Genomic DNA, 12,602 nt, shown 5'->3' on the forward strand with positions numbered 1-12,602 from the left:
CGAGTGATCAGACCTTCTCTTATTGGTGGGGGGCAAGGATCAAACGCTCATCCTCTTTGAAAAAATGCTCATCGCAGTTATTGCCTGTGCCACTGCGATCAACCACCAGGAAGTCATCCCGCTTTTCGATCGTCAGCACCGGGTGGTGCCAGACGCCGCGATGGTAATTAATGCCCTGCCTGCCGTTGGTGACGAAGGCGCGGACCAAGCCTGATACAGGTTCATCGCCAAGTGGCGCGACCACGATCAGAAAAGGGTTGCCGAGCAGCGGAATAAACGCCTGGCTGCCCAGCGGGTGACGCTCCAGCATGCTGACGGTCAGCGGCATGTCCTGCGCGTCGGCGCGGAAGATGCTGATGATCGCGTTGTCTTCTGGCGTGGCGGTTTGCACCGTCGCCAGTTTATGAAAGCGCATGGTCGAACCGTTGTTGATCATGAAGTGATCGCTGCCGTCGGTTTCTATCACGTCACCGAAAGGGGCGAAGGCTTCTTTGGTCAGCGGTTCAATCGTCAGTGTGCGCATGCTGTTCTTATCCAAAATTCTATGTTGTTAGTTCTGACGTCTTCGCGAGCAAGCCCGCTCCCACAGGGGAATGCATTTCAAATGTGGGAGCGGGCTTGCTCGCGAATGGCCTCACCGCTTACTTCGATACCTTGCCGAGAACGCGCAGGCGGCTCACACCACCATCCGGGAACACGTTCAGGCGGATGTGGGTGATCGGGCCCAGTGCCTTGATCTGCTCGGCGAAGGTGTGTTCGGCGTGCATTTCCAGTTTCTGCGCCGGCAGCAGTTCGCGCCAGAACAACGATTGGGTTTCGATCTGGCTGTCGGTGCCGCCCTTGACGAATGCGGCCTGGATCGAGCAGGTGTCCGGGTAGTTGCCCTTGAAGTGCAGGGTGTCGACGATGACTTTCTCGACTTCACCGGCATGGCCCAACGCGACGATCACCCAGTCATTGCCCGGGGTACGACGACGTGCGGTTTCCCAGCCGTCGCCCATGTTGATGCCACGGCCCGGGTTGAGGATGTTGCTCATGCGGCCGAAGTGTTCGTCGGAGCAGGCGAGGGCGCGGCCACCGTTGAGGGCTGCGGCCAGGTCGATTTGCTCGTTGTCGCCCACAGCGGACCAGTCGCGGTGCGGCACGCCGTACACACGCAGGCGGGCCACGCCGCCATCCGGGTAGATGTTGAAGCGCAGGTGGCTAAACGCCTGATCGTTGTTGATTTCGTGGAAGTGGTGGCTGTTGCCTTGCAGCTCGACGGCCGACAGCACTTCAACCCACTGGGTGTTTTCAGTCGGCTCGCCTTCAGCCAGAAAACAGGCTTCCAGGGAGGCCGACGGCGGGAAGTTGCCGGTGAAGAATGAAGTGTCGATGTCGACGCCTTTGATCGAGCCCGGTACACCGAGGCGGATCACGGCGCTGTCGTAGCCTTCGAAGCGCTTGCGGCGCGACTCCCAGCCGTCCATCCACTTGCCGTTGTCATCGAACACGCCTTCTTTCCACACAGCCGGGGTCGGCTGGAACAGGCGGTTGGCATCAGCGAACCAGTCATCGGTGACCGAGATGATTTTGGTGCCCAGGCGGGCGTCGGCCAGGTTGACGAACTTCTCGAAAGGTACGGCGTAAGCTTTCATTCTTCTTGTCTGCCTTTAATAAGTTGGCTTGGGATGCTTGCAGCGCCTTGGGCGATTGCTGCGTTCAATTTCGCCCGGGCTTTTTACAAGGGCTGCTCGCTATAGGGTCAGTAAACGGAACAACGCAATCTTGTTGATCTCTGCCAGCGCGCATTTGAATTCGGTGTCGACCGAGTTGTGAATGCGCGTTTCGAACGCCGCAAGGATCTGATGCCGGTTGCTGCCTTTTACCGCCATGATGAAGGGAAACTTGAACTTGGCTTTGTAGGCGTCGTTCAGCTCGGTGAAGCGCTGGAACTCTTCGGCCGTGCATTGGTGAATACCGGCGCCAGCCTGTTCGTTGGTGCTGGCTTCGGTCAATTGGCCCTGGACGGCGGCTTTGCCGGCCAGGTCCGGGTGAGCGTTGATCAGGGCCAGTTGGCTTTGATGATCGGCGCTCAACAGGATGTCGCTCATGCGCTGGTGCAGGGTTTCGATCTCGTCGATCGAGGCGTCCTGGCCCAGGTCGAAGGCCTTTTCGGCCACCCATGGCGAATGTTCGTAGATGTCGGCGAAGGCGGCGACAAATGTGTCGCGGCTCAGGCTCGATGGCTTCAGCGTTTGAAAGGTGCTCATTTGGCAGCCCCTTGGTACGGGTGGGTTTCGTGCCAGTGGCGAGCGATGTCGACGCGACGGCTGAACCACACCTGTTCATGACTTTTAGCGTATTCGATAAAGCGCTTGAGCGACGCCAGACGCGCCGGACGGCCGATCAGGCGGCAGTGCAGGCCGATCGACAGCATCTTCGGTGCTTCGGCGCCTTCAGCGTACAGGACGTCAAAGGCGTCCTTGAGGTATTCAAAAAAGTCGTCGCCCTTGTTGAAACCCTGGACCTGGGTAAAGCGCATGTCGTTGGTGTCCAGGGTGTACGGGATCACCAGGTGCGGCTTGCCGGTCGGGTTGTTCGGTTCCCAGTAGGGCAGGTCGTCGTCGTAGGTGTCGCAGTCGTAGAGGAAACCGCCTTCTTCCATCACCAGGCGACGGGTGTTCGGACCGGTGCGGCCGGTGTACCAGCCCAGCGGGCGTTCACCGGTGATTTCGGTGAGCACGCGGATCGCTTCGAGCATGTGCTCGCGTTCCTGTGCTTCGTCCATGTACTGGTAGTCGATCCAGCGATAGCCATGGCTGCAGATCTCGTGACCGGCATCGACCATCGCGCGGATAACGTCCGGGTGGCGCTGGGCGGCCATGGCGACGGCGAAGATGGTCAGCGGAATGTCGAATTCCTTGAACAGTTTCAGAATCCGCCAGACGCCGGCACGGCTGCCATACTCGTAAAGGGATTCCATGCTCATGTTGCGCGCGCCTTGCAGTGGCTGCGCGGAAACCATCTCGGAGAGGAAGGCTTCGGATTCTTTATCGCCGTGCAGGATATTGCGCTCGCCGCCTTCTTCGTAATTGAGTACGAACGACAAGGCGATGCGGGCATTGCCCGGCCAGTGTGGGTGAGGAGGGTTACTGCCGTAACCGATCAGGTCGCGTGGGTAGTCAGCGCTCACTGCAGTCTTCCTTCTTGTTCGTGTTGACAGGTTGTGTGGCGCCTGGCGATGGAGTTCAGGCTGGCGTCACAGCGATGGGCTGATTGTATACAACTTTATATCCACTTTGTAAGCCTGAATTTTTGCATTTTTCGCGAAGTGTCATGAATGGATGGTATTGCAAGAAACCTGCCTGACTGGTCAGCTATGGGATAGAAGGTCCGCTGATCGTATGGCGTGGCAATAAATTCGCTGCAAATTCCCGACTGGCGGGCATGGCGGTAAATATGTCGTTTTTATTGTGTACAATTTTTTTGAAAAGTGTCTTAATCAGTCGCTCGCCGCAGTGATTCGTGCTCCGAATCGGTGCGGTCTCCTTTCAACTGACTTCGGGAGGCGCGAGGTCTGACTGCTCCACGCAGGCAGGCGCGCAGAATCAATGGGACGTTTGACTACACACGTTTTGGACGCTGCACACGGTTGCCCGGGCAGCTCGATCAAGGTCGAGTTGTACCGTGTTGAAGGTTCTCAGCTGGAATTGGTCGCCAGTGCGACAACCAACAGCGATGGCCGTGTCGATGCACCGCTGCTGCAAGGCGATGACTACCGTACCGGGGTCTATCAGGTTCAGTTCCATGCGGGCGACTACTACCGCGCCCGTGGCGTTCAGCTGCCGGAGCCGGCGTTTCTCGATGTAGTGGTGCTGCGTTTCGGCATCTCTGCGGAACAGGATCACTACCATGTGCCGCTGCTGATCTCGCCCTACAGCTATTCCACGTACCGCGGCAGCTGATCCCCCAAGCAGCTGCCTCAACCTGGAAGCGACTGCGCATATAGCTTCTTTGGTCTTTCGCCCGCTCACACTGCGGGCTTTTTTTCGTCTTGAGGGATGTGGTGTCCGGTCTAACGCCATCGCGAGCAGGCTCACTCCCACAGGGGATTTGTGATCAATACAAAACCAATGTGGGAGCGAGCCTGCTCGCGAAGCTTTTGCTTTTATCGGCTTAGAAGGGATGCAGCCCCGGCCCCACCAAACAACCCCGCACTGACCCGGTTAAACCAGCTCTGCCCCTTGCCACTGCGCAGGTACCGCGCCGCACCATGCGCACCCAACCCATAAGCCAATTTGCACATCAGGTCGAGCACGGTCCAGGTTGCAATCATCACCAGCAACTGCGGCAGGAATGGTTGTTCCGCACTCAAAAACTGCGGCAGGAAAGCGGCGAAAAACAGAATGTCTTTCGGATTGCTCGCACCCAGCACAAACGCCCGGCCGAACAGCGCACGAAAGCGTGGCACCGGCGCCGCCTGTGGCACTTCGGCGCCCATCGATGGCTGACGCGATTGTTGCCAGCTCTGCCAGGCGAGGTAGAACAGGTACAGCGCTCCCACGACTTTCAACGCGCTGAACAGCTGTTCCGACGCCAGCAGCAAGGCGCCCAGACCCAGCGCGGAAGCACTGAGCAAGCAGATCGAAGCAATCACGCCCCCGAGAAACGCCGGGTAAGAACGGCGCAAACCGTAATTCAGACTGTTGCTGATCATCAGCAACGACAGGGGCCCCGGGATCAGGATCACCACCAGCGCAGCGCCGCTGAACAGCAGCCAGGTTTCCAGACTCATCACTTTCCTCCCTTTGTGCAAAAGCCCCACCCGGCGGGGTGAGGCTGTTTTTAAACACTGTTTTTGAAACGTCGGCGGCTTACAGGAAAATGAACTTGGCGATGAAGATCGCGCAGAGCACCCACAAGCTGACCGAGATTTCCTTGTACTTGCCGGTGCCGGCCTTCAACGCCACGTAGGTGATGAAACCCAGCGCAATGCCGTCAGCGACGGAGAAGGTCAGCGGCATCATGATCGCGGTCACGATCGCCGGAATGCTGTCAGTCGCTTCGTCCCATTCGATGTGCTTCATACCGCCCATCATCAGCATCGCCACATAAATCAGCGCGCCGGCGGTGGCATAGGCGGGAATCATCCCGGCCAGTGGTGCGAAGAACATCGCCGCAATAAATAGCACACCGACGGTCACGGCGGTAAGACCTGTCCGACCACCCGCGGCAACACCCGCAGCACTTTCAACATAACTGGTGACCGGCGGAACACCGACGATCGCACCAAAGACGCTGGAAGCACTATCGGCTTTCATGGCGCGGGAGAGGTTTTCGATCCGTCCATCCGCGCCCACCAGGTTGGCACGCTGGGCCACGCCCATCAGGGTGCCGGCGGTGTCGAACATGTGCACGAAGAGGAACGCCAGGACCACGCTGATCATGCTGACGTTGAACACGCCGGCCAGGTTCATTGCCATCCAGGTCGGGGCCAGGCTCGGCGGGGCCGACATGATGCCCTCGTAATGCACCAGGCCCAGGCCCCAACCGGCCAGGGTCACGGTGATGATGCTGATGAGGATCGCGCCGAACACTTTGTGGTAGCTGAGGATGGCGATCATCAGGAAACAGATGGCGGCGAGCAACGGGCCGGGTTCGCGCAGGGAGCCGAGCTTGATCAGGGTCGCCGGGCTATCGACGACGATGCCCGCAGTTTTCAGGCCGATCAGCCCCAGGAACAAACCGACGCCGGCGCCCATGGCGAAGCGCAGGCTCACTGGAATGCTGTTGAGCAGCCATTCACGAATCCTGGAAAAGGTCAGGATCATGAACAACACACCGGAAACGAACACCGCACCGAGGGCGGTTTCCCAGTTGTAGCCCATGGTGCCGACCACGGTGTAGGTGAAGAAGGCGTTCAGGCCCATGCCCGGCGCCAGGCCGACCGGCCAGTTGGCGTACAGACCCATCAACAGGCAACCCAGTGCCGCCGCGATGCAGGTCGCCACAAACGCGGCGCCGTGATCGATCCCGGCGTCGGCCATGATGTTGGGGTTGACGAAGATGATGTAAGCCATGGTGATGAAGGTTGTCAGACCGGCAATCAGCTCGGTCTTCACCGTGGTGCCATGCAAGGTGAGTTTGAAGATGCGCTCAAGCAAGCCATTGCGTAACGGCGGCGAGAGTTCCAGCGTCGATGCTTCGGATTTGCGGCTTTCCACAGCGAGTACTCCTCAAGAGTTTTATTGTTATTTCCAGGACCGGACCCATGAGGGTGGCAGCGGACCTTTGAGGCACTTGCGAATTTGTTGACCGCTTGGTCAGGAACTCGCACGAAGTGGATTATGCTTTTGTATACAAAGAAAGCAAATAATGTTTTTGATTTTGTTTACGAAAAGTTTGGCGATAGGGATATATCGCCTGTGCGGACGCCTTCGCGAGCAGGCTCGCTCCCACATTCGACCGCATTCCCCTGAAAGAACTCGGTCACCTGTGGGAGCGAGCCTGCTCGCGAAGGGGCCAGACCAGCCACCTGAGGGGGAGGGTAGAAACAAATAAACCGGCGCAAGGGCCGGTTTATTTTTGACGGGGATTGGTGGTGGCGTCAGTCAGCTGACCACAAAACCATCAAGCAGCCGCAAACCGCTTATCCAGATAATCAATGATCACCTTGGACTCATACATCCAGGTGGTCTGGCCATTCTCTTCGATACGCAGGCACGGCACCTTGATCTTGCCACCTTGCTCCAGCAAGGTCTGGCGATCCTGTTCGTTGTTCTTCGCATCACGCAGCGCCACCGGCACATTCAGGCGGCGCAGGCTGCGGCGGGTTTTCACGCAGAACGGGCAGGCGTGGAATTGATACAGGGTCAGGTCCTTGGCAGCGGTGTTGACCTTGGCCTGCACCTCGGCTGGGCGTTGCTTCTTGCCGGGACGGGTAATGAAGTCAATGAAGATGATCAGTTGGCCAAGGCCGACACGAAGCGCTTTTACGAACACGTTGAAAGCCTCACAGTGCGAATGAAGAAGGGCGCGCAGCTTACCTGATTTTTTGCAGACGAAAAAAAACCGGCGATGAATGCCGGTTTTCTTCGTGCCGCACGTTACTTGATCAGGCTGAGAAACTCGCTGCGAGTCGCCGCGTTTTCGCGGAACTCACCCAGCATCACCGACGTGATCATCGACGAATTCTGTTTCTCCACACCGCGCATCATCATGCACATGTGCTTGGCCTCGATCACTACCGCAACGCCCAGGGCGCCGGTGACTTGCTGGACCGCATCGGCGATCTGGCGGCTGAGGTTTTCCTGGATCTGCAGGCGGCGAGCATACATGTCGACGATGCGCGCCACTTTCGACAGGCCTAATACTTTGCCGCTCGGGATGTAAGCGACGTGTGCCTTGCCGATGAACGGCAGCAGGTGGTGTTCGCACAACGAGTACAGCTCGATGTCCTTGACCAGCACCATTTCGCTGTTGTCAGAGCTGAACAAGGCACCGTTGGTGACTTCTTCCAATGTCTGTTCATAGCCGCGGCAAAGGTACTGCATGGCTTTGGCGGCACGTTTTGGCGTGTCGAGCAGGCCCTCGCGGGAGACGTCCTCGCCCAGTTGGCCGAGAATCGCGGTGTAATTCTGTTCCAGGGACATGAAACTACCTGTGGGGATTTTCGCAAAGGGCAAGGGTACGGTGGCAAACACGGCGCTGCAAGCATGACGCGACAGCTTTACTCGTCGCGACCTTCCATCATGGTGCGTTTGAGCATCACATAAACCGCTCCGGCGCCGCCATGTTTAGCCTGGCACGAGGTGAAGCCGAGCACCTGTGAATGCTGGCGCAACCACGTATTGACGTGACTCTTGATCATCGGCCGCTTGCCGTCCAGACGCACGGCTTTGCCGTGGGTGACGCGCACGCAGCGAATTTCGAACTTGGTGGCTTCGGCCAGGAAAGCCCAGAGAGTTTCCCGAGCCTTTTCCACGCTCATGCCGTGCAGGTCGAGGCTGCCCTCGAACGGAATCTGCCCGATCTTGAGTTTGCGCATCTGGCTTTCCTGGACGCCGTCACGGGCCCACATCAACTCGTCTTCCGGACCGACATCGATGACGAACTGATCGGACAGCCCATCCACGGTCGTGGCATCGGTACGAATGGTTGCGGCTTGACGCAGCTTGGCGATTTGCGCGCGGTCGGCCTTGGGTTTGCCGGTTTCGGCGCGATCGTGCTTGATCGGCTTGACGCCTTGGATCGCACTTTTGAACAGGGAAAAATCGTCGTCTTGCATGTCAGCCTCCGCGAAGGTCGGCCAGTTTACCCAAGTCGAGGCGCTATCCATAACAATTGAGGCCCGGCAAATGCCAGGCCTCGGTTCAATCGTGTTTTTTCATCAGGTGCGGGGACATGTTCAGCTCACGCGACTGACGCGAACGGCGCCGGCAGCGACGCCACAGCCACACACCGAGGTACAGCACGAACAGGCCGACCGCCAGGACCACCGCCGCACCGGTGCGGCTGGTGTTCAGTTCGCCCAGCGCGGGGACGTGGCCAAACAGGCTGGCGGCAGCGGCCATGGCGAGCAATACACCGCACGTTGCCAGCAGCGCGGCAAACGCCGCGCCAATACGAAAACGCCAGTTGCGTTGGCCTTTGGGCCGCAAGCGGCGAGCGTCAAAACCATCGGATAACTTCATTCCGACCTTCCTCAATGGGTATCGGCCCTTCGACCGGGAGTTGACCGGGATGTTCCTGAGGCTAAGACAATTGCGGCAAACGAGAGGCTTTTGCAGATGAGCGGCGCTATTGGCCGCTCATCGTGGGCCGATCAAATCAGATCGTGAGTGAGCGCGAGGGTGGCGAAATTGTCCGCCATGATCGCCATTTCGGTCTGCTGAACGTGCTCGGCACTCAGTACGCCGCCCTTGTAAGGCAAGTCGCGCGTGGCGCAGGCGTCTTCCACCAGCGTGCAACGGAAACCCAGGTTCTTTGCGGCACGCACCGTGGTGCTGACGCTGGAATGGCTCATGAAACCGCAGACGATCAGGTCAAGGGCGCCGAGGTCTTCCAGTCGTTTGGCCAGTTCGGTGCCGTGGAAAGCACTCGGCAGCAATTTACCGAGGATGGTTTCGTCGGCCTGTGGCTCAAGGCCGGGGATGAACTCACCGCGCTCGCCTTGTGGGTCGAACAGCCCGCCGACCGTACCGAGGTGGCGTACATGCACGATGGGGCGGCCGGCCGCGCGGGCAGCCGCCAGCAATTGCTTGATGTTCGCGACGGCAGCGTCCATGCCGCTCAGGGCCAGCGGACCGCTGAGGTATTCCTTCTGGGCATCGATGATGACAAGGGTCGCATGGCTCAGATTGGCTGCTGCGTAACCGCGGCCGCTGAGTTGAAACATCGTTTTTGGAACGGACATTCTGGGGCTCCTTGGAGTGGGGCTTTTGCGACATTGTCCTCTGGCTGAGCGGTTCTGTGAATCGCTACTATCGTAGGCGCCGTCATTACTGGCTCGCAGCCTTGTCAAGTCAGCGGATTTGTTCAATAGCCAGCGGCAAAAAGGGATAGGTCCTACATCTGGTCCGGTGTTTTTCCTGCGTCGTCGTGGCGCGTTTTGGCTGTTAGAATCGCCAGTCGTTTTTTCTGGAGTTTGCCGCCGTGATCACTTCCCGCCTTCGTACCCTGCGTGACCACATCCGTTGGGCCGTCAGCCGCTTCCATGGGGAGGATCTGTTTTTCGGGCATGGGACCGACAACGCCTGGGACGAAGCCCGTCAACTGGTGTTGGGTGCCTTGCACTTGCCGTGGGAAATCGCCGACAGCTACCTCGACTGCGCGCTGGAAGACGATGAGCTGGTCAAATTGCAACGCATGCTCAAGCGCCGCATCGAAGAACGCATTCCGACCGCTTACCTGTTGGGCGAAGCGTGGTTCTGCGGCATGTCCTTCATCGTCGACGAACGTGTGCTGATCCCGCGTTCACCGATTGGCGAGCTGATCGAAAAACGCTTCGAGCCGTGGTTGGGTGCCGAGCCTGCGCGCATTCTCGACCTGTGCACCGGTTCCGGTTGCATCGGTATCGCCTGCGCCTACGAGTTCCAGAACGCCGAAGTGGTGCTGGCGGATTTGTCGTTCGAAGCGCTGGAAGTGGCCAATCAGAACATCGAGCGTCACGGTGTCGATGAGCGCGTGTACACGGTTCAGGGCGATGGCTTTGATGGTTTGCCGGGTCAACGTTTCGACCTGATCGTGTCGAACCCGCCCTACGTCGACGCGGAAGATTTCGCCGATATGCCGGACGAGTATCAGCACGAACCGGAGCTGGGCCTGGCGTGTGGCGATGACGGCTTGAACCTGGTACGGCGCATGCTGGCTGAAGCCGCAGATCATCTGACCGAGAAGGGTTTGCTGATTGTCGAGGTGGGCAATAGCCAGGTTCACGTCGACGCGCTGTACCCGGAAGTCGATTTTGCGTGGCTCGATTTCGAGCGTGGCGGGCATGGGGTGTTCATGTTGACGGCTGAACAGTGCCGCGATCATCAGGCACTGTTCGCTTCTCGCGTCTGACTGAATCCGCTTTTGTGGCGAGGGGGCTTGCCCCCGTTGGACTGCGCAGCAGTCCCTCTTTTTGGGGCCGCTTCGCAGCCCAACGGGGGCAAGCCCCCTCGCCACAAAAAGCCATCAGCGGTGTGTAGCAATCCAGATCAACAACCCCGCCTGAAACACCGCAAACGCCACCAGGCATGTAATGGTAAAGCGCAGCCCGGCGTCTTCACGCTTGTACTTGCTGACTTTTTCCTCGTGCTTCTTCAGCTTCACTTCCTGCTCGGCCAGGTTCTGTTCGGCCTGCTGAAGCATCTGCGCGGCTTCGAGAATTTCCACCAGTTGCAGCTTTTCAGTGTTCCACTCGCCCGACAGGTCACCGACCTGCACGTCTTTGACGCTGCCCTTCAAATGCTGGGCGTCGGCATACACCACTTCAAAACCATGGGCCTTGAGGAAGTGATCGCGGCGCAGGCGGGTGTCTTCGTTCAGCGCATCCTTGTTGTTCAGATCCATGCCGTCGACGGTGTAACCGGACCAGCGCTTCTTCGCCCAGGTAATCCCTTGAGCAGCCATGAAGCGGCCGATGCCACGGTTCATCGGTTCAATCTGCAGGCCACTGTCAGGCCCGAAATGCACACGCTTGGTGGTGTGATCGACCCACACGTCGAGGTGATTCTGTTCTTTGCGCACACGCTGGCCGGGCAGGGTGATGCTCATGCGCATCAGGCTCTGCTCCTTGCTGTTGCGTTCGGCATAGCCGAATTCGACAAAGCGCAGCGGTCGCCCGCCGGTGTTGCGGTCGGTTTTCAGCGGCGCCAGACGGAGCATCTTGTGGTGCTCGACGTGGACGTCCGCCCACGGCAGCTCAACCGCTGGCGGTGCGTCTTTTTCAGCGGTGGTGTCGGGTGAAGTCTGGGTATCAGTCATAACGGCGAGATCCTGTCCAAGCCCTGCCGCCAGCCATTGCGCTGGCGACAAAGGCTTATCGGCCGTTTTTGACAGGACTGGAGGGCTAACAGCGCTTAACTGGGGCGAAGTCCGTCAATAAACCCGAGGATGCGCGTGCCAAGCTCGGCCGCCAGTGGCAATTGCGGGTCTTTATACGAGGCCAATTGCCGTTTGACGTCGTTGGGAACGATGCGCATGACGTGGTTCATGCCCTCGATCAACGCCAGCTCGGCATCCGGTTTGGCGGCTTTCAGCAGCCTGGCGTCACCGACACCGACCTGAATGTCGTTGCTGCCCTGAATGATCAACGCCGGCATCTTCAATTTGGCGAACGCTGCCGCCGGGTCCTGACGGAACAATGAAATCAGGTACGGCTGCACACTCGGGCGGAAAATCGTCTGAAGGGGAGGCGGCACGTTGTCGTCGGTGTGACCGGCCTTGAGGCTGTCGAGCAGCTCATTGCTGCGCAGCATCAGCGCCGGTGGCAGTTGATTGCTCAACTGTTGACGCAACACTTGATCGACCGGGCGAGCGCTGCCGGACAGCGAGATGACCGCCGCGGCGTCCACACTCGGCGCCGCCAGGGTGGCGATCAAGGCGCCTTCGCTGTGGCCGAGCAGAATCAGCGGGCCGAAACGCGGATCACTTTTCAGCTTTTTGCCCCAGGCTTCGGCATCGGCCACATAGGCTTCAACCGACAGATTGCGTTCGTCCGGCGTGGCGGCAAGGCTCGCTGCCACACCGCGTTTGTCGTAACGCACGCTGGCGATGTTGTGTTTGGCCAGCACCCAGGCCAGCCGTTTGAGGCTGTCATTGCGCCCGCCGTCGGTGTTATTGCCGTCACGATCCGTAGGACCGGAGCCGGAAATGATCAGGACGACCGGCACAGGATTGTCGGATTTGGGCAGCAACAGTGAGCCGAAAAGCTCACCGGTGCCGGTATCCAGCGTAATAGGTCGTTGCAGGACGGTGGCCTGCACGTAGCCGGTAAACAAGGTCAGACTCAAGGCTAAAACTCGCAGCATCATCACGCCATCATTCACAAAGGTGCCGGTTGGACTCGCAGGCACCCATAAGGTTCGAGGATGAACTACTTGGGTAGCCTGCGTATACTGGCGCGCATTACGTAT

General features: G+C 58.9%; 15 protein-coding genes. 2 read left to right on the forward strand and 13 right to left on the reverse strand.

From position 1 onward, the window contains the following. Positions 1 to 19: 19 nt before the first annotated feature. The 4 genes from BK660_RS16555 to puuE form a co-directional block, all read right to left on the reverse strand. Complete coding sequence (locus BK660_RS16555; RefSeq protein ID WP_010456681.1) at positions 20 to 523, reverse strand: ureidoglycolate lyase; 504 nt, start codon at positions 521 to 523, stop codon at positions 20 to 22. A 118-nt stretch (positions 524 to 641) separates the two neighbouring features. Beyond that, positions 642 to 1,637 (reverse strand): allantoicase, encoded by a 996-nt coding sequence (gene alc, locus BK660_RS16560; RefSeq protein WP_123434155.1) that lies wholly within the window; start codon positions 1,635 to 1,637, stop codon positions 642 to 644. A gap of 99 nt (positions 1,638 to 1,736) precedes the next feature. Beyond that, positions 1,737 to 2,252, reverse strand: a complete 516-nt coding sequence (gene uraD, locus BK660_RS16565; protein WP_123434156.1) for a 2-oxo-4-hydroxy-4-carboxy-5-ureidoimidazoline decarboxylase — start codon at positions 2,250 to 2,252, stop codon at positions 1,737 to 1,739. Further along, positions 2,249 to 3,175: an allantoinase PuuE gene (gene puuE / locus BK660_RS16570; RefSeq protein WP_059404690.1), complete on the reverse strand. Its 927-nt coding sequence runs from the start codon at positions 3,173 to 3,175 to the stop codon at positions 2,249 to 2,251. Before puuE ends, uraD begins: the two co-directional genes overlap by 4 nt. A 418-nt stretch (positions 3,176 to 3,593) precedes the next feature. Between puuE and uraH the strand changes: the two genes are divergently transcribed. Then, entirely contained in the window at positions 3,594 to 3,947 is a 354-nt protein-coding gene (uraH, locus tag BK660_RS16575; RefSeq protein WP_042558430.1) for a hydroxyisourate hydrolase, read from the forward strand. A 203-nt stretch (positions 3,948 to 4,150) separates the two neighbouring features. On the opposite strand, the gene BK660_RS16580 is transcribed toward uraH, so the two are convergent. From BK660_RS16580 to BK660_RS16610, 7 genes are all read right to left on the reverse strand, one after another. Further along, the gene (locus tag BK660_RS16580) at positions 4,151 to 4,777 is read right to left on the reverse strand and encodes a LysE family translocator (protein ID WP_123434157.1); all 627 of its coding nucleotides are present in this window, start codon (positions 4,775 to 4,777) and stop codon (positions 4,151 to 4,153) included. A gap of 79 nt (positions 4,778 to 4,856) precedes the next feature. Beyond that, positions 4,857 to 6,206: an NCS2 family permease gene (locus BK660_RS16585; RefSeq protein ID WP_027922494.1), complete on the reverse strand. Its 1,350-nt coding sequence runs from the start codon at positions 6,204 to 6,206 to the stop codon at positions 4,857 to 4,859. Positions 6,207 to 6,612: 406 nt separating this feature from the next. Further along, a complete protein-coding gene (locus tag BK660_RS16590; protein WP_123434158.1) occupies positions 6,613 to 6,984 on the reverse strand; it encodes a glutathione S-transferase N-terminal domain-containing protein in 372 nt (123 codons plus the stop codon). A gap of 104 nt (positions 6,985 to 7,088) precedes the next feature. Then, entirely contained in the window at positions 7,089 to 7,634 is a 546-nt protein-coding gene (gene folE, locus BK660_RS16595; protein ID WP_003204506.1) for a GTP cyclohydrolase I FolE, read from the reverse strand. Positions 7,635 to 7,711: 77 nt separating this feature from the next. After that, positions 7,712 to 8,269 carry a Smr/MutS family protein gene (locus BK660_RS16600; protein WP_123434159.1) on the reverse strand — a complete coding sequence of 186 codons (558 nt, stop codon included), beginning with the start codon at positions 8,267 to 8,269 and terminating at the stop codon, positions 7,712 to 7,714. Positions 8,270 to 8,354: 85 nt separating this feature from the next. Then, the gene (locus BK660_RS16605) at positions 8,355 to 8,675 is read right to left on the reverse strand and encodes a hypothetical protein (RefSeq protein WP_123434160.1); all 321 of its coding nucleotides are present in this window, start codon (positions 8,673 to 8,675) and stop codon (positions 8,355 to 8,357) included. Between the two features lie 131 nt (positions 8,676 to 8,806). After that, on the reverse strand, positions 8,807 to 9,397 hold the full coding sequence (locus BK660_RS16610; protein WP_027922498.1) for a cysteine hydrolase family protein: 591 nt from the start codon (positions 9,395 to 9,397) through the stop codon (positions 8,807 to 8,809). 239 nt (positions 9,398 to 9,636) lie between these two features. Here BK660_RS16610 and prmB point away from each other — a divergent pair, with 239 nt between their 5' ends. Next, on the forward strand, positions 9,637 to 10,545 hold the full coding sequence (gene prmB, locus BK660_RS16615) for a 50S ribosomal protein L3 N(5)-glutamine methyltransferase (protein WP_123434161.1): 909 nt from the start codon (positions 9,637 to 9,639) through the stop codon (positions 10,543 to 10,545). Between the two features lie 114 nt (positions 10,546 to 10,659). Here the strand turns inward: prmB and BK660_RS16620 are convergent, their stop codons facing one another. After that, positions 10,660 to 11,451 carry a hypothetical protein gene (locus BK660_RS16620; RefSeq protein WP_123434162.1) on the reverse strand — a complete coding sequence of 264 codons (792 nt, stop codon included), beginning with the start codon at positions 11,449 to 11,451 and terminating at the stop codon, positions 10,660 to 10,662. Between the two features lie 95 nt (positions 11,452 to 11,546). After that, a complete protein-coding gene (locus tag BK660_RS16625; RefSeq protein WP_123434163.1) occupies positions 11,547 to 12,500 on the reverse strand; it encodes an alpha/beta hydrolase in 954 nt (317 codons plus the stop codon). Between the last annotated feature and the right edge of the window lie 102 nt (positions 12,501 to 12,602).

Origin of the sequence: Pseudomonas brassicacearum, assembly GCF_003732265.1 — a bacterium.
Classification (GTDB): Bacteria; Pseudomonadota; Gammaproteobacteria; order Pseudomonadales; family Pseudomonadaceae; genus Aquipseudomonas; species Aquipseudomonas brassicacearum_D.